General features: G+C 57.9%; 13 protein-coding genes. 10 read left to right on the top strand and 3 right to left on the bottom strand.

Features of this window, described 5'->3' with window-relative positions; all coding sequences use genetic code 11:
- Positions 1-59: 59 nt before the first annotated feature.
- Positions 60-2,252 (bottom strand): methionine--tRNA ligase, encoded by a 2,193-nt coding sequence (gene metG, locus CENROD_RS07335; protein ID WP_022773649.1) that lies wholly within the window; start codon positions 2,250-2,252, stop codon positions 60-62.
- A 241-nt stretch (positions 2,253-2,493) separates the two neighbouring features.
- Between metG and tsaB the strand changes: the two genes are divergently transcribed.
- The 6 genes from tsaB (at position 2,494) to CENROD_RS07305 (ending at position 9,412) form a co-directional block, all read left to right on the top strand.
- Entirely contained in the window at positions 2,494-3,201 is a 708-nt protein-coding gene (gene tsaB, locus CENROD_RS07330) for a tRNA (adenosine(37)-N6)-threonylcarbamoyltransferase complex dimerization subunit type 1 TsaB (RefSeq protein ID WP_022773645.1), read from the top strand.
- On the top strand, positions 3,198-3,680 hold the full coding sequence (gene rimI, locus CENROD_RS07325) for a ribosomal protein S18-alanine N-acetyltransferase (RefSeq protein ID WP_051360337.1): 483 nt from the start codon (positions 3,198-3,200) through the stop codon (positions 3,678-3,680). Before tsaB ends, rimI begins: the two co-directional genes overlap by 4 nt.
- Positions 3,677-4,558 (top strand): uracil-DNA glycosylase, encoded by an 882-nt coding sequence (locus CENROD_RS07320; RefSeq protein WP_022773637.1) that lies wholly within the window; start codon positions 3,677-3,679, stop codon positions 4,556-4,558. Before rimI ends, CENROD_RS07320 begins: the two co-directional genes overlap by 4 nt.
- Before the next feature lie 115 nt (positions 4,559-4,673).
- Positions 4,674-6,374, top strand: a complete 1,701-nt coding sequence (locus tag CENROD_RS07315; RefSeq protein ID WP_022773633.1) for a response regulator — start codon at positions 4,674-4,676, stop codon at positions 6,372-6,374.
- A 73-nt stretch (positions 6,375-6,447) separates the two neighbouring features.
- On the top strand, positions 6,448-7,332 hold the full coding sequence (locus tag CENROD_RS13900) for a hypothetical protein (protein ID WP_022773629.1): 885 nt from the start codon (positions 6,448-6,450) through the stop codon (positions 7,330-7,332).
- A gap of 301 nt (positions 7,333-7,633) precedes the next feature.
- Positions 7,634-9,412 carry an ATP-binding cassette domain-containing protein gene (locus CENROD_RS07305; protein ID WP_022773625.1) on the top strand — a complete coding sequence of 593 codons (1,779 nt, stop codon included), beginning with the start codon at positions 7,634-7,636 and terminating at the stop codon, positions 9,410-9,412.
- Between the two features lie 104 nt (positions 9,413-9,516).
- Here CENROD_RS07305 and CENROD_RS07300 read toward each other — a convergent pair whose 3' ends face one another.
- Both CENROD_RS07300 and CENROD_RS07295 read right to left on the bottom strand, forming a co-directional pair.
- Entirely contained in the window at positions 9,517-10,443 is a 927-nt protein-coding gene (locus CENROD_RS07300; protein WP_187292282.1) for a glycoside hydrolase family 16 protein, read from the bottom strand.
- A gap of 77 nt (positions 10,444-10,520) precedes the next feature.
- On the bottom strand, positions 10,521-12,818 hold the full coding sequence (locus tag CENROD_RS07295) for a glycosyl hydrolase (protein ID WP_022773618.1): 2,298 nt from the start codon (positions 12,816-12,818) through the stop codon (positions 10,521-10,523).
- Between the two features lie 641 nt (positions 12,819-13,459).
- Between CENROD_RS07295 and CENROD_RS07290 the strand changes: the two genes are divergently transcribed.
- The 4 genes from CENROD_RS07290 to CENROD_RS07275 all read left to right on the top strand — a co-directional run bounded on the left by CENROD_RS07290 (position 13,460) and on the right by CENROD_RS07275 (position 22,704).
- A complete protein-coding gene (locus tag CENROD_RS07290) occupies positions 13,460-14,485 on the top strand; it encodes a hypothetical protein (protein WP_151194602.1) in 1,026 nt (341 codons plus the stop codon).
- 63 nt (positions 14,486-14,548) lie between these two features.
- Positions 14,549-16,288 (top strand): glycosyl hydrolase family 17 protein, encoded by a 1,740-nt coding sequence (locus CENROD_RS07285; protein ID WP_022773612.1) that lies wholly within the window; start codon positions 14,549-14,551, stop codon positions 16,286-16,288.
- A gap of 236 nt (positions 16,289-16,524) precedes the next feature.
- A complete protein-coding gene (locus CENROD_RS07280; protein WP_022773609.1) occupies positions 16,525-21,216 on the top strand; it encodes a glutamate synthase-related protein in 4,692 nt (1,563 codons plus the stop codon).
- A 24-nt stretch (positions 21,217-21,240) separates the two neighbouring features.
- Positions 21,241-22,704, top strand: coding sequence for a glutamate synthase subunit beta (locus tag CENROD_RS07275; protein ID WP_022773607.1), 1,464 nt, complete (start codon positions 21,241-21,243; stop codon positions 22,702-22,704).

Here is a 22,704-nt window from a genome sequence, read left to right as displayed (position 1 = left end):
TTGCGGCCCAGGCTGTGCGCTAGGGTTCCATCAGGTGCAGAGGAATAGGCTTGACGCCGCTATCGAATCCGCATCCCAGGCTGCGCGCCGGAGGTAGGTTCTAGCAAATAGATACCGGGGTCGGCTTTTTTGTCGGCGTGGCTGGCGGCCAGCACCATTCCTTCGCTCAGGCCGAATTTCATTTGGCGTGGTTCCAGGTTGGCGACGACGACGGTGAGTTTGCCGACGAGATCCTGCGGTTGGTATGCGCTGGCTATGCCGCTGAGGACATTGCGCATCCGCCCTTCGCCAACGTCGAGCGTCAGTTGCAGCAGCTTGGTGGCGCCTTCCACGCGCTGGCAATCGACGATGCGTGCGATGCGCAGGTCGATCTTGGCAAAGTCGTCGATGCGGATGGTCGGGGCGATGGCTTCGCCCCCAGGGAGAATGGGTGGTTCCATGGTGGTTGTGGTTATGGTTGTGGGTGCGGTGGCAGTTGCGGTAGAGGGCGGGGTGGAAGGGGCTACTGCATGGGCCGAAATCTTGGTGGATGCTTGGGTCGATTCCTTCGCCGATTCCTTGGTCGATACATTGCCAGGCGTTTCAAACAAGGCTTCGAGCTGTTGGGGCTGCACGCGCTGTAGCAGATGCGTGTACGGCTCCACCTTGTGTCCGGCAGGCAAGGTGGCATCGACATCCGCCCAGCACATCTGGGGTATGTGCAGCAATTCGCTGACCTTGCGCGCCGTCTCGGGCAGCACGGGTTGGAGGTAGATTGTCAGCAGCCGGAAGGCTTCGAGGGTCGATGCGCACACGGCCCCCAACTCTTCCGAGCGCTGTTCGCGCGCCAGAATCCACGGCTTGGCTGCGTCGAAATGCTGGTTCGTGCGGTCGGCCAGCTCCATGACCCGGCGCATCGCCTTGCCGAATTCCCGCTGCTCGTACAAGGTGGCCAGCTCTTCGGCGCACGTGCGCACCGCAGAGGGCAAGGCATCGTCTGCTTGCGCGGGCGCCTGTGGCAGGCATCCGCCAAAGTGCTTGTGTACGAACCCCAGCACCCGGCTGGCGATGTTGACGTACTTGCCGACCAGATCGCTGTTGACGCGGGCAAGGAAGTCGGCGGGGGTGAAGTCGATGTCCTCGTTGCGTGCGGAGAGTTTGGTTGCCAAGTAGTACCGCAGCCATTCCGGGTGCATCCCCAATTCGAGGTACCGCAAGGGGTCCAGCCCCGTTCCCCGGCTTTTGCTCATCTTCTGGCCGTTGTTGACGGTCAAAAAGCCGTGGACGAAAACGTTGTCCGGCACCTTGCGGCCACTGCAATGCAGCAGGGCGGGCCAGAACAGCGTGTGGAAGGTGATGATGTCCTTGCCGATGAAGTGGTACTGCTCCAGCGCGGGGTTTGCCAGGTATGCGTCGATGTTGACGCCGCGCAGCCCTAGCCAATGCTGCAACGCGGCCAGATAGCCGATGGGCGCATCCAGCCAGACGTAGAAATACTTGCCCGGCGCATCAGGGATCTCGATGCCGAAATAGGGGGCGTCGCGAGAGATGTCCCAGTCGTCGAGGCCCGTGCGCACCGTCCCGTCGGGCAGCGTGCGTTGCGTGAACCACTCCTGTACCTTGTGGGCGACTTCGGGTTGCAGGCGCTGCGTCCATGGCTCCAGAAAAGTGACGCAGCGGGGGTCGGACAAGCGGAAGAAAAAGTGCTGCGAACGGCGCAGCTCGGGCGTCATGCCGGACAGCGCCGAATAGGGCGCGACGAGATCTGTCGGCGCGTAGACGGCGCCGCATTGCTCGCAGTTGTCCCCATACTGATCCTGGGCGCCGCACCGTGGGCATGTGCCCTTGATAAAGCGATCCGGCAAAAAAATGCCCTTTTGGGGGTCGTAGAACTGCTCAATCGTCCGCTCGTCGATCAACGAACCTTCGGGGTGGTCGCGCAATGCCAGGTAGATTTGGCGGGCCAGCGCATGGTTTTCCGGGCTATCCGTGTTGTGCCAGTGGTCAAAGGATAGGAGAAAGCCATCGAGATACGCCCTGCGCCCTGCGCCGATGTTTTGGACGAATTGCTGCGGCGTGACCCCTGCGGCCTCGGCGGCAAGCATGATCGGCGCGCCATGCGTGTCGTCAGCACAGACGAAATCGACCGCATGGCCACGCATCCGCTGAAACCGCACCCAGATGTCGGCCTGGATGTATTCCATGATGTGGCCGACGTGGAATGTGCCGTTGGCGTAGGGCAGGGCAGTGGTGACGAAAAGCTGTCTGGGCATGGGGTATACCGGCAATGGAGCAACAACCGTTTCCGAACACGTTGTAGGAGCGACAGAAGTCGCGATGGCGGCGTTACTGTGGGGAACGGGGTTTGCGCATTCGGCGCTGGATTGCGACTTCTGTCGCTCCTACGACGCGAGTGAAGCGGGAAATTGTAGAAAGGGGGCGCTGCCGATAATGCCCGCGCCTGACTCTCCATATTTCCCCCCATATTCCTCCCTATTTCTCCCTATTCCCTCCATGCATCTGCTGGCTATCGAGACGAGTACCCCAACACAATTCGTCGCAGTGCAGCGTGGAGATGGCGCGCCGCCTTGGCAACACGAGGCGCCAGCGGGGGCGCAGGCTTCGCAAACGTTGATTCCGACGATCCAGTCCCTGCTGGACCAGGCAGGGCTGGCGTTTTCCGACCTCGATGCCATCGTCTTTGGCGCAGGGCCGGGTGCTTTCACCGGGCTGCGCACGGCGTGTTCGGTGGCGCAAGGGCTGGCTTTTGCGCTGTCGCTGCCCGTGCTGCCCATCCCCAGCCTGCTGGCCGTGGCCGAAACCGCACGCCATAACCTGGGGCATACCGGCGTGTACACGGTCTGCGCCATGCTTGATGCACGCATGGACGAGGTCTACCACGCCGTGTATCGCTACGACGGCAGCGATGGTCCCCATGAGCATAGTGGGACAGCGTGGCGCCAGCGCAGCCCCATCGCACTAGCACGCCCGGAGCTGGTGCAAGCAGATTGCGATGCGTGGGCTGGGAACGCCTTGGCCGTCTATGGCGAGCGGCTGGCGCATGCCACGCCTTGGCACAACGCCCTGCCCACCGCGCTGGCCTTGCTGCGGCTGGCTCCAGAGCGCATCGCACGCGGGGAGGCTTTGCCTGCCGACCAAGCCTTGCCGCTGTATGTGCGTGACAAGGTGGCGCTGACGACGCAGGAACGGGCCAAACCATGACTGGCGATGCAGACCGGGCAGCCCCGGTGCAGCACCCCATGCGTGAGGACCAGTTGGACGCCGTGCTGGCTTTGGAGTGCAGCGCCCATGCCAGCTCGTGGTCGCGAGAGCATTTTTTGGACTGTCTGCGCAGCGGGTACCACGCGCAATGCTGGATGGACGGCGATGCATTGCTGGGGTTCGTCGTCGCCATGTCTGGCGTGGATGAGGCACATTTGCTGGACTTGGCCATCGCGCCGCGTTACCAGCGCCAGGGGTGGGGGCGGGTCCTCCTTAACGCGGTGGATGCATGGGCCTGTGACACCGGCGCCTACAACATCTGGCTGGAGGTACGCGCCAGCAATACGCGCGCCATCCACGTCTACCGCACCCACGGGTACCGCAGCGTGGGGATACGCAAGGCCTACTACCCGTGCCCCGATGGTTCGATGGAAGACGCCATCGTGATGAACTTGCACCTCTACCCCGTCACTCCATGAACCCCACTCCCTTGCGCGCGCATCTGGATGACCGCCGCCGCGCCATGCTGCGTGAAATGGGTGTCGTCGTCTGGTGGCCCCAGCCCGCTCTGGCCCAATCTGCTGCCACACCATCTACCCCTGCTACCCCATCTACCCCTGCCATCCGGCCCACGCCCCCTCGGAAACCACCCACTGTGCTGTCGCCCGAACGGGTGGCAGCGAAGGCTGACACCCCGCCGACCCCGGACGTGGCCACTGCGACGTGGGAGGCCTGGGCGCAAGCCCTGGCAGGCTGTCAGGCTTGTGCGGCTGCGGCACGGCAGGTGGTGCGGCAGACGCCCCGAACAGTGCCCGCTTGCGACTGGATGGTCGTGGGGGATCTGCCCGACGAGTGCGTGGATGGGGGACAAAGCGGGGCGCCAAGGCTGGGCGTTCCCTTTGCAGGGAATGCTGGCGTCTTGCTCGACCAGATCCTGCACGCCGTCGGCGCACAGCGCGCCACGTTGCAGACGGTACCCGACATACCGTCGCGCTCGCTGGCGTATGTCACGGCTGTGCGCAAATGCCGTCCGATGGTTCCCGCTGCGCCTACCTCTGAAGAACTGGCCCAATGCGAACCGTTTTTGCGCAGGGAAATCGCCTTGGTCCAGCCGAAGGTCATCGTCTGCCTGGGCAGGCTGGCCATGCAGGTGTTGCTGCGCGAAGTTCCCCCGGAACAATCCCGGCTCCCCCTGGGCAAGCTGCGCCAGCGTGTGTGGCGCTTTGCCGGGGTGCCAGTCGTCGTGAGCTACCCGCCGGACTACCTGCTACGCGCATGCCCAGACAAAGCCAACGCCTGGGTGGATTGGTGCCTGGCTTGCGACGTGGTCGAAGGCAAGGCAGGATCGTCTTCGTAGCGGCGAAAGCCGCGATGCGTGATGGAGCGGAACCATGCCGACAGGCTCCTAGAATGGTTCCGCCCCCCCGCTCCCAGAAACGTCTTGCAGACTTGGGGCTACCGCGCGCCGGAGAATGAACCGCAAAACCTACATGATCGACACAGAGGATGACTTGTCGTCCTCGCGTGCGATGGTGATCGACTCCAACCCTACGTCGCGGTCGATCCTCGTCGCGCAATTGCGGGAATTTGGCGTGGCGTCGATCGTGCAGTGCGCACGGTTGGCTGACGCACGCAAGCATCTGGAATACCGCACCTTCGACGTGGTGCTGTGCGAGCACTACTTCAGCCAAGAGTCGATGTCCGGGCAGGACTTGCTCGACGATCTACGGCGCAACCAATTGCTCCCTTTTTCCACCGTGTTCATTATGGTGACTGGGGAAGCAAGCTACACCCAGGTGGCCGAAGCCGCCGAATCCGCGCTCGACGGCTACCTGCTCAAGCCGCACAAGGCTTCCCAGCTTGGGGAACGGCTGCGGCAGGCGCGCATCCGCAAAAACTCTCTGGCAGATATCTTTACCGCCATCGAAGGCGAGGAATACGAACGTGCAGCGATGTTGTGCCTGCAGCGCTTTCAATCTCGGGGGCGGTTTTGGTTGTACGCAGCGCGCGTGGGGGCAGAGCTGTTCCTGCGCGTGGGCAAATTCGACCAAGCGGAAAAGCTGTACCAAGCCGTGATCGCAGCCAAGACGCTCCCGTGGGCCAAGCTGGGCATTGCCCGCGCCCAGCTCGATGAAGGGCAAACGGGCAAGGCCATCACCACCATGGAAAACCTCATCAGCGAAGACCCCCAGTACGCCGATGCCTACGACGTGCTGGCCCGCGCTCAGTTCGAGCAGGGCAAATTCGATGCCGCCCTGTCCACTTACAGAATGGCCAACACCCTCACGCCGGCGTCGATCACCCGGCTGCAGAACCTGGGGATGATGAGCTATTACTGCGGCAAGCACCAGGAAGCGGAGGAATTTTTGGATCGCACCGCCCGCATGGGGCTGGATTCCAAGATGTTCGACTGCCAGACCCTCGTCCTGCTGGCGTTTGTCCGGCTACAGACCGCCGACCGCAAAGGCCTGCAACGTTGCCGGGACGACTTTGCCCGGTTGATCGAACGCAAGCCCGATGAAATCCGTTTGCAACGCCAGGCCGAGATCGTCGAAGCCATTGCGCTGATCGAGCAAGGCCAGGTGGGCCAAGTGTTGCAAGTGGTGCGGGACATGTCTAGCCGCGTCAAGGATCCCGAAATCGACTTCGAAACCGCGTGCAATTTTCTGGCGTTGCTGGCGCAGATGGCCGACAAGGCGATTCGGCTCGAAGAAGTCGACGATGTGGTCGACGTGTTGGCCTTGCGCTTTGGGGGAACCCGTGCGCTGTGCGAGCTGCTGGCCGGTGCAGTCGAAGTACACCAGCCCTATGTGCAGCGGGTGCGCCAGGCCAACGCGCAAATTCTGCGGATTGCGGAAAACGCGCTGTCGCTCAGCCTCAACGGCGACCCTCGCGCTGCCGTGGAAGACCTCATCGCCCACGGCAAACAGACCCTCTGTGGCAAGCTGCTGGACACGGCGTACCTGGTGCTGCACCGCTACGCACACACCATCGGCGATACCCATGCGCTGACGCAGATCGTCCACGATCTGCGTTCCCGCTACGCCAGCACGCATACTCAGCGTGCCAGCTTGGGCAACCCCCAGCGGGACGCCGGGGGCCTTTCGCTGCGCGTGGCCGCCAAGCCGAAGACGACGACACCAATCAGCGCATTGAAAGTCAGCAGCCTGTAGCGGAATTGGTGGGCTATCTTGGCTCTTGGCGGATGAACCGCATCCTTTTTCCTCCCTCTACGAAGGACGAATCATGAAATTCACATTGCAAAGCGCACACCTTACGCTGGAACTCTGCCCCCCCGGTGCGGCCTACCAGGGGGCGCGCTTCGACTGGAGCGGGCAGATCACCCAATTGCACTATCGCAAACACAGCTTTTGCACCACCGAGAGCCTCGACCTGACGTGGCTGCACCACGCCGGGCGCGGGCTGTACAACGAGTTTGGCATCGATACGGCGCTGGGGTACGTGGATTGCCCCGTGGGCGAGAAATTCCACAAGATCGGTGTCGGGCTGCTGACACGCGCGACTGCGGAGCCATACCGCTTTGCGCATCTGTACCCCGTCGACCCCGCAAAGTTCGATGTGCAGCGCAGCGAAGACCGTGCCGTATTCACCGTCACCGCGCCCACCGTGCGCGGCTATGCCTACACCCTTGTCAAAACCATCTCGGTGCTTGATACCGCAGTGCGCATCCACTACCGGCTGCACAACACTGGCACGAAGCGGATCGATACGAACGAGTATGTCCACCACTTCCTCGCCGTCGACCACCATCCGCTGAATCGCGATTACACGCTGCGTTTCTCCTTCGATCCCGAACCCGCCACGTTCGGGGAAACGGTCAACGTCGAAGGCTGTGTCGTTTTTGAAAACAATGCGATGCGCTGGGTTGGCACCCCCTCCGAACCCTTCTTCTTTGGCGCGATCCACCCTCCTGCCGACACCACGCAGGCGTTCTGGGAACTTGGTCACGAATCCACCGGGGTGGCTATCCGCGAGACCGTCTCCTTCCCCCCGGAAAAGCTCAACATCTGGGGAACCAGCCACGTCGTCAGCCCGGAAATCTTTTACCCCATCCGCCTGGGGCCAGGGGAAGAGTGCGAGTGGGAGAGGGTGGTGGAAGTGCTGGGGTAGAAAAGCCTCGCCGTCCCTTATTCCATGTGCAAGTCGCGAAGCGGCTTCTCGAAGCCCCCCTCGCCCAGCGGGAGAGGAGTTGGGGGGTGAGGGAGACTGCCATGACTTGCATGATGTAGAACCTATTTCAGTAGGCAGGCGAGCCGAAGCAGTGTGCGTGGTGCCGGAGCGCAGGAACCGGAATGTACTGACAGTACATGAGGATTCCGAGCACCGCCGCCGCGTGCAATGCGATGGCGTAGCCCCTACTGGAATAGGTTCTTAGGGTGTCTGTGCAAAGTCATGACAGTTATTCCCCAGTATGCGCAAGCCTGAACCTTTGACATCCCGCCCCGCGCAGCAGGGCATCGGCCAACCCGGATTGCTATCCCAATTGCAGCAGTTTGGCCCGTACTTCACACAGCGCCCTGGGTTGTGGGTACTGGTCATCTGTAGTGCATTGGTAGGCGCTGCTTGCGAGCCGATCATTCCCGCGTTGATGCAGCCGCTGCTCGACAAGGGGTTCCAGCAAGGCGGCATTCCTGTGTGGTATGTCCCTGCAAGCCTGCTCTTGCTGTTTGGGGTGCGCGGATGCGCGAGCTACCTGACCCAAGTGGGGCTGACATCCCTCTCGCACCATGGGCTGCAGGCGCTACGCCAGCAAATGTTCTCCAGCCTGCTTGCGGCAGACCTCCAGTTGTTCAGAAAAAGCACCGCGAGTAGCTTGTCGAATACCGTCGTATTTGAAGCGCATCAGGGCGCAACGATCCTGGTGCATGCGCTACTCAGTCTGTTACGCAATGGCCTCACGCTGCTGGCGCTATTGGCCTATTTGCTGTATCTGAACTGGAAGCTCACGCTGATCGTCGGCCTCGTATTGCCTGCCGTCGTGTGGGTTATGCGTACTTTGGCTGCCAGAGTCCACCAATTGACTACCGCCACGCAGCGGGCCACAGACGAATTGGCGTATGTGGTGGAAGAAAACGTGCTGGCCCACCGCGATATCCGTTTGTTTAGCGCGCAGCAACAGCAACAGCGGCGCTTCGACCAGCTCAGCGCTGGGCTGCGCAAACTGGCGGTGCTATCCACCGTGGCTGGCGCTGCCATGACGCCCATCACCCAAATGCTGGCTGCACTGGCGTTGTCGGCCGTTGTCTCCGTGGCGTTGCTACAAAGCTCCGCAGCCCAAACTTCCGTAGGCGGGTTCGTTGCGTTTATTACAGCAATGCTGATGATGATCTCCCCCGTTCGGCAACTGTCCGAGATTGCAGGCTCCCTCACACGCAGCAGGGTCGCCTTGCAAAGGGCGGTGGCGTTGATCGAAGAACGTCCGGAAGAACCGGGGGGTACCCATGCGCCAGCCCGTGCGACGGGGCGGATCACTGTGGAGAACCTGATCGTGCGCTACCCTGACCACACTGCCCCCGCGCTGTCTGTGGCAAGCCTGGATATTCAACCTGGGCAGACGGTGGCTTTCGTCGGCGCTTCCGGTTCGGGCAAAACGACACTCATCCACACCTTGTTGCGATTCCAGACACAGGATGCGGGGGGGATTGCACTCGACGGCATTGATACCCGCCAATGGAACCTGACGCACTTCCGCAAGCAGTTTGGACTCGTCAGCCAACAGGTCAACCTGTTGAATGTGAGCATTGCCGAGAACATCGCTCTGGGGCAGTCCGTCGAGGAGCACAGGGTGTGGGAGTGCCTGGAGTTGGCGCATTTGGCCGATTTCGTACGCAGTCTCCCTGCACAAATCCACACTCCCGTAGGCCACAACGCGGGATTGCTATCGGGGGGGCAACGCCAGCGGCTGTCCATTGCCAGGGCGCTATACCGGGATGCACCGATCTTGATCCTGGATGAGGCGACTGCCGCACTCGATCAAGAGTCGGAACGCTACGTACAGCAGGCATTGGCACACCTACAGCGAGGGCGAACGACCCTGGTCATCGCGCACAGGCTCGCATCGATTCGTCATGCTGATTGCATCGTGGTTCTCGATCATGGCCAGATACTGGAATCCGGCACGCACCAGGAACTCCTCGCCCGCCAAGGGCGGTATGCACACCTGTGCGATCCGCAGGTGGTGCAGCACTGAAGTGGAAAGGGTCAGCCAGCAACAAAAAACCCCTGCAGGCAGGCACCTGAACAGGGGTTGGCGTAGACGAAGATCAGCGAATGGGTCAGTGTGAAGCGACTGGGTCAGTGTGAAATCGCAGGCGTGTCAGCCCCTTGCGCCCCTGATGCAGGAACGCTAGCCGGGGTGGCTCCATCCGGCTTTTTCTCGACAACGGAGAGACTGTAGATGCGCACATAGTCCACCAGCATTGCGTCGTGCTCGAATTCCTGGGGCACCTTGCCTCCGAGCACACCGCCAACAGCGACGTTGAGCAGCAGATAGTGCGGGCGATCAAATGGCCAGACGCTACGTCTGGCATGGTGGGGCTTCTGAAAATGGAAATAGGGCACGTCATCCACGCCAATGACGATGTCTTGGTCTGTCCAACGCAACTGGTAGTTGTGGAAGGCAGTGCAGGCGGTGGGGACACTATGCGTTTCTTCCCGGCTTTTGCCCATGCTTCCCCCGGCATGGTTATAGGCTTTGGTGTGCAGGGCAGCTTGTACCGAGAGTTTGTCGGCATCTGTCAGGCCTTTCTGCTCCATGATGTCGATTTCTCCATCATCGGGCCAGACACCGCCTACCCCCAGTAACCAGATGGCAGGCCATAACCCTCTGCTGCACGGAAGCTTGGCTCGCACCTCGAAGAACCCATACGTCCATTCTCCGCCCGGAAGGTTACGGGTCATCAATCTGGCCGAGGTGTAGTCCTGTCCCCCATAGTCTGGCATGGACCGCAGTTGTTCACGGCGTGCGGTGATCGAAAGCACCCCATTGGCTACGTGCGCATTTTCCTTGCGTTCGTGGGCGTAATACTGCAATTCCTGGTTGTACCAACCGGCTGCATTTCTATCGACGTCATACGTCCATTTCGTCGGATCAGGCAAACCTTCGCGATCGAACTCGTCAGACCAAACCAAAGCCCACTCCTGGCGCCCGGATACGAATCCGGCTACTGCGTCAGGAGGGTTGTCTGATGCCATCACCTCGCCAGCCGAAACAGGAACCACGGTAGGGAAGAGCAGGAGGCTGGCTGCAATGAATCTGCCTGTGCGTCGGAATGCGTACTTTATGGCACCGATACCCATCACTTTTTCTTTTCCAAAGTTCCAGGGGCTACCGTCATGGTTTGCCCATCGCTGAACTTCACTTCGATCGGCGCAGAACCAGCATTGAATGCCAAGTAGGTTCTTTTCCCCTCTTTGTCTTTGAAAACACTGTAGAACACCGTGTTGGCAGTGACCTCGAAATCTGGCGTACCCATTGCCTGGAGGCTCAGCATGTAATGCAAGGCATGGGTGCGGGTATCCCCCAACTCATACGTTCCCCACTTGTTCCACCACTTGAGTCCTTCGTCAGGATCGGCCAGCGCCATGGTTTGCGCAAAAATATCTTGCCACATATCGGGGGGATCGACGTTGAACCCACGATCCTTGTAGATTTTGGATTCGGCTTCCAACGTTCCCAGGCTGCGCTTGATGTACTGCGGATCGCGTCCCAGATAAGTGGATGCAGTGGTGATGGGAAGGAAATTGATCCCTTTGATTTGCCGAGGCTCTGACGTCCACCACGTGTTGTGTACATACTTTCCGGCAAAGACAATGCTGGCTTCGGCGCTCTTGTATTCGGGAGCAAAAACCTGACCGTACAGGTCAAACCAATAGTGTGACAGGGAGTTGATTTCATTGGTGTAGAGATAAATGCCCGCATCGCGCAGCTTGGTATTGCCAGTGATTTCCCCCCAAAGAATCAAGGCCGCCCATGCGTTGACTGCCTCGGAAGAGGATTCTTGGTTGCTGCCAAAAGGATCCTGAGGAATACCCGCAGCCCAGGAATGCCCTTCGTAGGGGTCGAAATTCCGCAGGAAGGGGAAATCGGTGCCATTGCGCTCCAGCGTTGCAATATCGCGCACCAGGATGTCGATCATGCTGCCCCATTTATCCTTGGCAATCCAGGAAGGATCGCGCAGGGCGATGTCCGCAGCTACGCGAATCCAGTATCCATAGACGAAATGGTGGTCATTCATCTGCTCGACGAAGTAGTACTCCTCAGGGTAGCTGGCGATGGCGCCTTGTGATGAATCCCAAAGGAAATACGACTTGCCTTCACCCCGGAACCATTCCGCAGCCCGCTCTTTGGCTATGGCAAGCAACTTGTCGCGCCCTTGCATATCGCCCTGTTGCTCGAAAACCTCCATCATCTTTAGGATGCGGTGGAGGCACTTTCCTTGCCAGTAGGGGCCTTTGCCTTCCTCCAGCAACATCTTGCGTGCACGACGGAGGTCGAGGCCCATGACCTCCTGCAGATCGCTCAAATGTGGCGATTCCGAGACGCCAGGCCAGTAGGGAACGAAACCGTTGTAGGTCAACTCGGTCTGAAACTGCGCCGCAGGCAGCAATTTGATGGCACCGCGAATCGTGTCATAGGATGCACCGAGGCTGCCCTGTACGAGATGATTGCGGAACCATTGGTGCGGATACAACCCCAGCAAGGGGCCGTGATCTGCACCTTCCATGGTTTTCGTCACGGCTGTAAACGTCGTGAGTACCTTGCTGCGATCCAGATCGACCTTCCAATCGACGCGGGTGTCATCGATGAACGCATAAGCGTGTTTGGTGAACAGCGCCAGCGTTTCGGCACGGTCATCAGGCATCCCGGCGACAGAGAAATACCCTTTGCCCTTGGGCAGCTTGCCTCGCCATTCCGTCGGAGACTCCTTCACCCACTCCGTGCCAGTCGGCGCAAAGACCGCATAGGGCTTGCCGGAGACACGCAAAGGCAACACGTGCGCGGGCGTTGCGCCAGCAATCCGGTACCCTTCCTCGGCCAGCGTCAAACGTACGTCACCGCTGGACAAATGAAAGGAAACATAGGGATGCCCATGTGCAAGCGTGAACCGGAAGTGGTTTTCGTTCCTATCCATCGACACATCAATGGACCAGTCACGAACCTTGGCCAGCTTGGATTGGCCAGGCTCGAAATTTGCAGGCGCCAGCAGCAATGTGGGCTTGTGTAGGTAGTGAATCTCGACATCCCTGCGTGGCGAGGGAACCACATTCTTGCTAGGCAGAGATACCTCAACGCCCCTCGGAGTTGCCTTGACGGCAAGAGGCATGGCGTACAAAACTTCGGGTTCCTTGTGGAACATCAACGCGGTATACCACTGCGCCGTTGGCGCAGCCATCGACAGAATGTCGTCGGTTCGGAGATTCGCCTTGGGCACAGGGCGATCCCCCTTTTTGGGAACCAGGTGCATCACACCCTCACCCAACTGGGCTGTTTTGGGCATAACTTGCGCCATGGCGACGCTGGACATGGCAAAAGCCAGCAGCGCGAACAGAGAGGGTAGCAGGGAAGTCAGCCGGAGTGCTTGGTTGTGGCGCATATCGTCAATTCCTTGTTGGATGGGTGCCTATAATGAGCAAGGATGCACACCGGAGCATTATATAGTCACGGTATCTTTCCCAGGGTTTGGGCCCAAAAAGGATATCTGTTGCTGGTTCTGCTGCGCCTTTTAGACTAAGCAGGTCAGTTCCTCTAATTGATACGCTTCGGTGCGTGCTTTCGTCACCCAGTGCTGCAAGGTGCTTGTCGCCGTTTCCGGATCGCTCCGGGCCGGTAGCAGATCCACAGTGCGGTTCTTTTCTACCTCTAGCCATGCACACCAACGCAAGAACTCAGCACCGACCCGCCGGGTCGCTCACGCCAGCTTCGACCGGTACAAAACGGGCCGTACGCACTCAACGACTCGCATCGCTTGCCGCGTTGTTGTTGACGACTTCCACCGCAGGCGCTTACACCACCTTTGGGCCAGACGGAATGTTTGTCTTCGGGGGGTTCGCCGAAATACGGCTGGGGATGCGTAGCAATTACTGCGCAGACTGCCAGTGGATTCCGGGGCAGTCCAAAGAGACGCCATGGTCTGATGCGGTGATCCCGGGGCGGGAATTCCATTCTGTCGGTACCACATTCACGCAAATCCACCCAGAATTGGCAGCGTGGTATCCCCTCGGTCGGGGGTACAAATTGGGGGCGGTCATCAGCCAGCGTTGGCGCAATGGCGAAATTGATGTACCCAATATGGGGTCTAGTTGGACGGGATACTGGTACAAGAAACTCATTGCCTTGAACCATGACGACTTTGGTAAGTGGCAAATTGGTCACATGATGACCCAGGCTTGGAGCCGTTCCGATGCCATGGGTAATGATTCTTCTCTTTCTGGCCCGCTGAGTGCGACAGGCGCTGGATATGGCATGTTGACCAATGCTATTCGCTATACCGCGCCTACGGTAGACGTTGCCAAGGGAACGATGACCCTGGAGTTCACATACGACCGTGGCAATCGCAACTTCAAGGTACACACTCCCCATTTCCTGGAAGTCTACGGACAATACAAACAGGGAAATTGGCTTTTCGAAGGGATATACCAAACCACACGCAACGGCACCCCAACTGCTTGGGGGCAGGGTCCATTCCGGGGGCTTACGCCGTTCAATGCCGACGGAAACAATCCAGATTTGGTGGAAGCAAGCCAAGGCATCACCATGCTTATGGCGCGGTACGAACTTGACAAAGCGACGGAGTTGATGGGGGCCGTGCGCCGCAATACTTGGAGTGGTGTGGATGCAGTGGCCGTCACTACGAATCCGGCAGGCTGGAACAATATGTTCAATGTCGACTGGAGCGATGTGACCTATGCCGATGGAAAAAAATTCCCAGGCTATGGCGCCAATTCCGTGGACCTGATGCTCGGCTTTAAGCATGTTTCCGGGCGATGGACGACGATGGGTGGATTGGTGTACCTCGGGGCAGCCAGCACAGACAACCCCAGCGAAAGAGGACAAAGCAATTCTTCTTTGGTCGGTGGATTCGGTATGGAATACGACTTGGGAAACAAAGTCAAGTTGACTTTTCAGACCGGGGCAGTGCATTACGCTCGGCTAGGTCTTACGCCCATGTCACTGGGTAGTAACGAAGGCTTGAATTACTCCGATTCCCGCATTACGCGAGATAGTAATTGGTACACCGCTGGTGTTGTCTGGGGCTTCTAAGCCTTGGCCTTCCCACGGATCACCCACGGATTGTTTTCCAGATACCTGAAGATTATTTGACTTATGAAGCACTATTTGATTCACTTTATTCGCATCGTGGCTTTTGCCATGGTGTCGCTGACTTTGGTTTCCTGCGGGGGAGGGGGGTATGCGCCAACGCTTCGGACACCATTGCGGACATTGCCAGCGAATTTTTCCGAGCTGAAGGCAATTGCTTATTCCCCTTATCGAAATGCAGAAAAGGGAGAGTTACCATCTCCAGAGCAGGATTTGCGTGAAGATATTGTTGTAGCAGACTTGCAGAAACTACAGCAAAGTGGATTCCAACTCATTCGTTTATATAGTTCTAGACATGTTGGGGAATTGATTCTCAAGGTTATTTCTGAAAATAAGTTGGGACTCAAGGTAATGCTTGGTGCCAATCTTGCAAAAGAAATGGCTAGTGAGGAGGACAAACAAGCAGCAGTGCAAAATAATTTGCTGGAGCTGCAATCTGCGATTGATCTTGCAAAACGTTATAGTGGTATCGTTGTAGCGGTTAGTGTTGGTAATGAAAATTTGAAAAACCAATCTTCCAATGCTATTGACCCAGCACAAATGGTTCGATACCTGAAAATGGTTAGAAATGGTATTGTGCAGCCTGTGACTACGAGCGATGACTGGGCTTTTTACGCAAACGAAGCATCATACGATGGCGGAACCAAAAAAATGGAGTATCAGATGAATATGCCGAATTTGGTACTCTCCGCAGTGGATTTTGTTTCCATTCATACGTATCCCATGTGGGATGCGGTGGCCACTTTCAATGCTCCTATCGGGGAACTGTGGGATTGGCGCCAAACTGGGGTGCCCGAACAGCAACGAGCTGCGGCCATGATGGATGCGGCCGTGGCAGTGCTTGATACGCACTACGAGAAGACTCGCGCTTACTTGGACGCACGAGAGTTGTCGCACATGCCCATCATCGTCGGGGAAACGGGATGGAAATCCAGTGGTGAAGATTTTAAAGATCACAACGTTACTGTCTATCGTGCGCTTTCATTTATGGCGTCAACGGCGAACCAAGCGATGTACCGCGAAAAAGTGCAATCTTGGCAGGAAAAAAATGGCGTTAACGTGGTTTGGTTTTCTTCGTTCGATGAACCTTGGAAGCAGCAATATACGACCGGCGGTAGTACTGTTTTTGGCGACGATTATTTTGGGATTTTTGACAGCAACGCTGTGGAAAAGGTTTCGGGTACTTCTGTGAGCTGGGTGGATCTCAATGCAGCCAAACAAATTTCCAAACACTCCCAAGGAGAATGGCAGGTATTTCCAGTTGTGACTCAAAATACGATTATTCCTATTACGTGGGACAAGTCCGTAGGCGAGGTGGATAGTAGTGGTGTCTGGACTATCAGTCCCGTGGCAGATCAGAATTGGGGATGGGGTGCATCCCTTCTCGCAGATGATCCTAGCCATACCGAGAGTGGGGATGCCCTCCATGATGTCGCGGATATGTATGCCACTGGTACCCTGAAGTTCAGGGTCAAGACTACCTATTCTGGAAGTCTATGCGTCGGGGCGATCACGAATAACAGGGATGCATTGGAATCGCAAAACTGCATTGCACTGACGAGTGGAAAATATGGATTCGTAAATTCTGGACAGTGGGTGGATGTTTCGATACCCCTCAAAGAATTCCTACAAAACTCCAATTGGGTCTTGCATCCCTTCATGATTGCTGGATTCCAGAGTGGGCTGGGTACTGCATTACCAAAGATCTATATCGAAAAAGTGTCTTACTCGCCTACTGGCCAGTGAGGAGCATTGGAGTTTGCTTCCAGTCAGGAGTAGTCAAGGTATAGTCCTTAAGTATTTCTATAACTGATAGGACTCAGACGGTTTGCTGACTGGATTCCGAGGCACCCCGCCCCGGCTGCCTGAAAAGGAAGCCGGGGTTTTTTTTGAACTTCGTGTAGTAACATGATGGACGGTCCATTCTGATTACATGATGGAACATATCGAATCATTGTTGAATTCCAAGTAGGAATCGTGTCATGACCTTTTCAGCAGAAACTCAGTATTCCCAAAAACACGGTTTGTACGACCCACACAACGAACACGACTCCTGCGGCGTAGGTTTTGTTGCCCACATTCGAGGGAACAAGTCCCATGACATCATTACCAATGCCCTGAAGATTCTGGAAAATCTGGATCATCGCGGTGCTGTAGGGGCAGACAAGCTGATGGGCGATGGGGCTGGTATCCTGATCCAGGTTCCCGATGACTTGTACCGGCAGGATTTGCAAAGCCAGGGTATTGCACTCCCGCCACCGGGTGAATACGGGGTGGGAATGATTTTTCTGCCCAAGGAAAATGCCTCGCGCCTGGCTTGCGAGCAAGAATTGGAGCGTGCCGTCAAGGAAGAAGGGCAAGTCGTTTTAGGCTGGAGGGATGTGCCCATTGACCGCGAAATGCCGATGTCCCCCGTGGTGCGCGCCAAGGAGCCTGTCATACGCCAGCTCTTCATTGGCCGGGGCAACGATGTCATCGTCCAGGATGCTTTGGAGCGCAAACTCTATGTGATCCGCAAAACCGCGAGTACCCGCATTCGTGGATTGCAGTTACACCATGGTCAAGAGTATTACGTAGCCAGTATGTCCACGAGAACCGTGGTCTACAAAGGCTTGCTTTTGGCTTCTCAAGTGGGAACCTATTACCTGGATTTGCGCGATCCGCGCTGCATTTCTGCACTGGGGCTGGTTCACCAACGGTTTTCCACCAATACATTCCCGGAATGGCCGCTCGCGCATCCCTACCGGTATATCGCCCACAATGGCGAAATCAATACGGTACGTGGCAATTTCAATTGGATGCGGGCGCGGGAAGGGGTGATGTCGTCCCCCGTTTTGGGTGCGGATTTGCAAAAGCTGTATCCCATCAGTTATCCCACGCAATCCGATACGGCCATTTTCGACAATTGCCTGGAATTGCTTACCATGGCTGGCTACCCACTTAGTCAGGCCATGATGATGATGATCCCGGAGCCATGGGAACAGCACACTGCGATGGACGAGCGTCGCAAGGCGTTTTATGAGTACCACGCCTCGATGCTTGAACCCTGGGATGGTCCGGCAAGCATCGTGTTCACCGATGGCAGGCAGATCGGCGCCACGCTGGATCGCAATGGCCTGCGACCATCGAGGTATTGGGTGACCAGTGACGATCTGGTGGTGTTGGCTTCGGAGTCTGGAGTCTTGCCTTTTCTGGAATCGAAGGTGGTGCGGAAGTGGAGACTCCAGCCCGGAAAGATGTTCATGATCGACCTGGAATTGGGTCGATTCATCGAGAACGACGAAATCAAGGCCTCGCTTGCGCATAGCAAGCCATACAAACAGTGGATTGAAAACCTTCGCGTCCGTATTGAGTATCTTGCCAAGCCGATGGAAGTCCCGGCACTTGCCGAGCACGCGGGTTCCTTGTTGGAATTGCAGCAGGCATTTGGCATGACGGAGGAAGATCTCCGGTTCCTCATGCTCCCCATGGCGACGAATGCCGAGGAACCTGTGGGGTCGATGGGGAATGACAGCCCATTGGCCGTGCTGTCGGATCGTCCGAAGCCTCTGTACAACTACTTCACGCAATTGTTTGCGCAAGTCACAAACCCGCCTATCGATCCGATACGCGAATCTATTGTGATGAGCTTGGTCACTTTTGTTGGCCCCAAGCCCAATCTCCTGGATATCAACCAGGTCAATCCTCCTCTGCGTCTGGAGCTGTCGCAACCCATTTTGGGTTTTGCGGAAATGCAATTGCTGCGCACTATCGACTCGCACACACAGGGCAAATTCCGCAGTTGTGTGGTCGATATCACGTACCCCGTCGAATGGGGCGCTGCGGGGATTGAGGCGCGATTGGCTTCGTTGTGCGCGCAAGCCGTCGATGCGATTCGCGCAGGCCACAACATCCTGATCATCAGTGACCGTGGCGTGGAGGCCACCCGGGTGGCGATTCCGGCATTGCTGGCCTTGTCGGCTATCCATCAACACTTGGTGCGCCAGGGTATGCGGACCTTGGCTGGCTTGGTCGTGGAAACAGGATCGGCCAGGGAAGTCCACCACTACGCCGTATTGGCTGGCTATGGCGCGGAAGCCATTCATCCCTATTTGGCGTTGGAAACCCTGGCACAACTGGCTCCGACCCTGCCCCAGTCCCCCGAACCGGCCAAAGTGCTGGGCAACTACATCAAGGCGGTAGGCAAAGGGTTGGCCAAAGTCATGTCGAAGATGGGGGTTTCCACGTACATGAGCTACTGTGGCGCCCAGCTCTTCGAGGCCATTGGATTGACGAGCGAGACCGTTGACAAGTACTTCACCGGCACGCCGAGCAGGGTCGAGGGGGTCTCCGTTTTTGGCATCGGGGAAGAAGCGTTGCGCATGCATCGCAGTGCCTTTGCCGCCAAGCTGCCTGCGTCCAGGCATCTCGATAGTGGCGGCGATTACGCTTGGCGTGCGCGTGGCGAAGAGCACATGTGGACGCCGGATGCCATCGCCAAACTCCAGCACAGCACCCGCGCCAACAAGTGGGAAACCTACCAGGAATATGCGCGAATCATCAACGACCAAACCCGCAGACAGATGACCTTGCGGGGGCTTTTCGAGTTCCAGGTCGATCCTGCGCGTGCCATTCCCTTGGAAGAAGTGGAACCAGCACAGTCCATCGTCCGCCGTTTTGCCACCGGTGCCATGTCTTTGGGGTCGATTTCGACCGAAGCGCACGCGACCTTGGCTGTGGCCATGAATCGCATTGGGGGCAAAAGCAATACCGGGGAAGGGGGAGAAGACCCCGCACGCTACCGCAAGGAACAGCAGGGCATTCCAATTCAAGCGGGGGACACGCTCAAAGGCATCGTCGGCGCAGACGTGGTCGAAGTCGATTTGCCCCTGCAAGAAGGGGACAGCCTGCGCTCGCGCATCAAGCAGGTGGCGTCGGGTCGTTTCGGCGTCACAGCGGAATACCTGGCCAGCGCAGACCAGATCCAGATCAAGATGGCCCAGGGCGCCAAACCGGGGGAAGGGGGCCAATTGCCCGGTGGCAAGGTATCGGCGTACATCGGCAAATTGCGGCATTCCGTACCGGGTGTAGGGTTGATTTCTCCGCCGCCGCACCATGACATTTATTCGATCGAGGATTTGGCGCAATTGATTCACGATCTCAAAAATGTCGCTCCCCATGCCGCCATCAGTGTCAAGCTGGTATCCGAGATCGGCGTGGGCACCGTCGCTGCGGGGGTTGCCAAATGCAAGGCGGATCACTTGGTCATTGCTGGCTATGACGGTGGAACGGGGGCGTCTCCCTGGTCATCGATCAAGCATTGCGGCAGCCCCTGGGAAATCGGACTCGCGGAAACCCAACAAACCTTGGTGCTCAATCGCCTGCGTGGGCGGATCCGCGTGCAGGCCGACGGCCAAATGAAGACAGGGCGCGATGTGGTGATCGCGGCCTTGCTCGGCGCGGACGAATTCGGCTTTGCCACAGCGCCGCTCGTCGTCGAAGGCTGCGTCATGATGCGCAAGTGCCATCTCAACACCTGCCCAGTGGGGGTCGCTACCCAGGACCCCGTGTTGCGGCGAAAGTTCTCCGGCAAACCGGAACACGTGGTCAACTACTTTTTCTTCGTTGCGGAAGAAGTGCGCCAGATCATGGCCTCGTTGGGCATCCGCAAATTCGACGACCTCATTGGGCGCTCCGATTTGCTCGATATGCGCGCCGGGATCGGGCATTGGAAGTCGCAAGGGCTGGATTTCAGCAGATTGCTTGCGCAGCCGCAGGCCCCCGTCGATGTGCCCCGCTACCACGTCGAAGAGCAGGAACACGGCCTGGATCGCGCCCTGGACCAAGAGCTGATGCAATCGGCGCAGCGCGCCATCGACAACGGAGAGCGCGTCACCTTGGCGCTTCCGTTGCGCAATGTGCATCGTTCTACAGGGGCCATGCTGTCCGGCGCGGTGATTCGCAAGCATCCGGAGGGACTGCCGGATGACACGATCCACGTGACCTTTCGCGGGACTGCGGGCCAATCCTTCGGCGCATTCCTGACCAAGGGCATCACGCTGGTCGTCGAGGGCGATGCGAATGACTACACCGGCAAAGGCTTGTGCGGCGGTCGGGTGGTCGTTCGACCCAGCGCCGAATTCCAGGGGGCAGCGCACAGCAACATCATCGTGGGGAACACGGTTCTATTTGGCGCCACCAGTGGCGAAGCCTTCTTCCGGGGCGTTGCCGGGGAGCGCTTTGCGGTACGGCTGTCGGGGGCATCAGCGGTCGTCGAAGGGGCGGGAGACCATGGCTGCGAGTACATGACCGGCGGAACGGTCGTGGTACTGGGCATCACAGGCCGCAATTTCGCAGCCGGGATGAGTGGTGGCATTGCCTACGTCTACGACGAAGATGGCCAGTTTGCCTCGCGCTGCAACACCGTTATGGTGGCCTTGGAGCGCACGTTGGCCTCTTCGGAGCAATTGCAAATACTCGGCCAGCAGTATTGGCACCGAGGCAAAAGCGACGAAGAGCAGCTCAAGGCGTTGATTGCCGAGCACCATCGATGGACAGGCAGCCAACGTGCAGCGGAGCTTCTTGCCGATTGGGGAAATTCTTTGCGCAAGTTTGTCAAAGTCTTCCCCCATGAGTACCGCAGAGCATTGGGAGAACTAGCCCAAGCAAAAGTGGATGGCGTGAAAAGTGCCTAAACTTCCACAATAAAGGAACATATCATGGGCAAGATCACAGGATTCATGGAACTGGATCGGATCGAAGAAAAATACGAACCAGCCAAAGAGCGTATTCGTCACTATCGGGAATTCGTTGCCAAACTCAGCGATGCGGAAGCCCACCAGCAAGCAGCGCGTTGTATGGATTGCGGAACTCCATTTTGTAATTATGGTTGCCCCATCCACAATATCATCCCCGATTTCAACGATCAGGTGTACAAGGGAAACTGGGAACGTGCTGCGGAGGTATTGCATGGCACAAACAATTTCCCAGAAATTACGGGGAGGATTTGCCCTGCGCCTTGTGAAGCAGCCTGTACCCTGAATATCGATGCCAAGCCCGTTGGCATTCGCTCGATCGAGCGGGTCATTGCCGATGTGGCGTGGGATCGTGGGTGGGTGCGTGCGTATCGCCCAGTGCAGAAGACGGGCAAGCGTGTGGCCATCGTCGGCTCCGGCCCGGCTGGGCTGGCTGCTGCGCAGCAGCTCGTCAGAGCCGGGCACGACATCGTGGTCTTCGAGAAAAACGAACGCGCCGGGGGGCTGCTTCGGTACGGCATTCCCGATTTCAAACTCGACAAATCCCTGATTGATCGACGTATCGAACAAATGCAGGAAGAAGGTGTTATTTTCAAAACCGGCGTGCAAATTGGAAAACTGGCACGCAGAGCGGAAATACTCAATCTTTCCACGCAGGTGCTCGAACCGGAACAGCTATTGCAAGAATTCGATGCCGTGTTGCTCGCTGTGGGGTCGGAATGCCCGCGTGATTTGCCCGTACCCGGTAGGGAATTGTCTGGCGTTCATTTTGCGATGGAATTGCTGACACAACAAAATCTGGACAACTACCGCGCACAAACGGGCCCAATCCAGTTGCAAGGCACGCATGTCATCGTCATCGGTGGTGGCGATACGGGTTCGGACTGTGTAGGAACCAGCAATCGGCACGGTGCAAAAAGCGTGACGCAATTCGAAGTGCTCCCGCAGCCCCCCGTCGAAGAAAATCGCCCCCTGACCTGGCCCTATTGGCCGCTGAAATTGCGTACGAGTTCCAGCCACGCCGAAGGTTGCGTAAGAGAGTTTGCGATTGCCACGAAAGCATTCCTGGGAGACAACGGCAAGCTACAAGGGTTGCGGACGATTCGCACGGAATGGAAAGACGGGCAATGCCGGGAAATGCCTGGCACCGAACAGGAATTTCCAGCAGATGTGGTGTTGCTGGCCATGGGCTTCGTACATCCTTTGCCCGATCTGCTGGATGCCTTTGGCGTTCGCAAGGATGGCCGGGGCAATGCCGCTGCGACGACCGAAGCGCAGGGTGGCTATGCCACGAGCGTGGCCAAAGTCTTTGCTGCGGGCGACGTGCGCCGTGGCCAAAGTCTGGTTGTCTGGGCGATTCGGGAAGGTCGCCAGGCAGCCCATGCCATCGATAAGTTTTTATTGGGCAGCAGCACCTTGCCTTGGTGA

The sequence above is a fragment of the Candidatus Symbiobacter mobilis CR genome (genome assembly GCF_000477435.1).
GTDB classification, from domain to species: Bacteria; Pseudomonadota; Gammaproteobacteria; order Burkholderiales; family Burkholderiaceae_C; genus Rhodoferax; species Rhodoferax mobilis.
The sequence above is the reverse complement of the archived record's forward strand: the minus strand, read 5'-3'. Positions and strand labels throughout refer to the sequence as shown.

Coding starts and splice junctions, on each gene's coding strand:
- metG (WP_022773649.1), bottom strand. CDS start 2,252: ATGCCCAGACAGCTTTTCGTCACCACTGCCCTGCCCTACGCCAACGGC.
- tsaB (WP_022773645.1), top strand. CDS start 2,494: ATGCATCTGCTGGCTATCGAGACGAGTACCCCAACACAATTCGTCGCA.
- rimI (WP_051360337.1), top strand. CDS start 3,198: ATGACTGGCGATGCAGACCGGGCAGCCCCGGTGCAGCACCCCATGCGT.
- CENROD_RS07320 (WP_022773637.1), top strand. CDS start 3,677: ATGAACCCCACTCCCTTGCGCGCGCATCTGGATGACCGCCGCCGCGCC.
- CENROD_RS07315 (WP_022773633.1), top strand. CDS start 4,674: ATGAACCGCAAAACCTACATGATCGACACAGAGGATGACTTGTCGTCC.
- CENROD_RS13900 (WP_022773629.1), top strand. CDS start 6,448: ATGAAATTCACATTGCAAAGCGCACACCTTACGCTGGAACTCTGCCCC.
- CENROD_RS07305 (WP_022773625.1), top strand. CDS start 7,634: ATGCGCAAGCCTGAACCTTTGACATCCCGCCCCGCGCAGCAGGGCATC.
- CENROD_RS07295 (WP_022773618.1), bottom strand. CDS start 12,818: ATGCGCCACAACCAAGCACTCCGGCTGACTTCCCTGCTACCCTCTCTG.
- CENROD_RS07285 (WP_022773612.1), top strand. CDS start 14,549: ATGAAGCACTATTTGATTCACTTTATTCGCATCGTGGCTTTTGCCATG.
- CENROD_RS07280 (WP_022773609.1), top strand. CDS start 16,525: ATGACCTTTTCAGCAGAAACTCAGTATTCCCAAAAACACGGTTTGTAC.
- CENROD_RS07275 (WP_022773607.1), top strand. CDS start 21,241: ATGGGCAAGATCACAGGATTCATGGAACTGGATCGGATCGAAGAAAAA.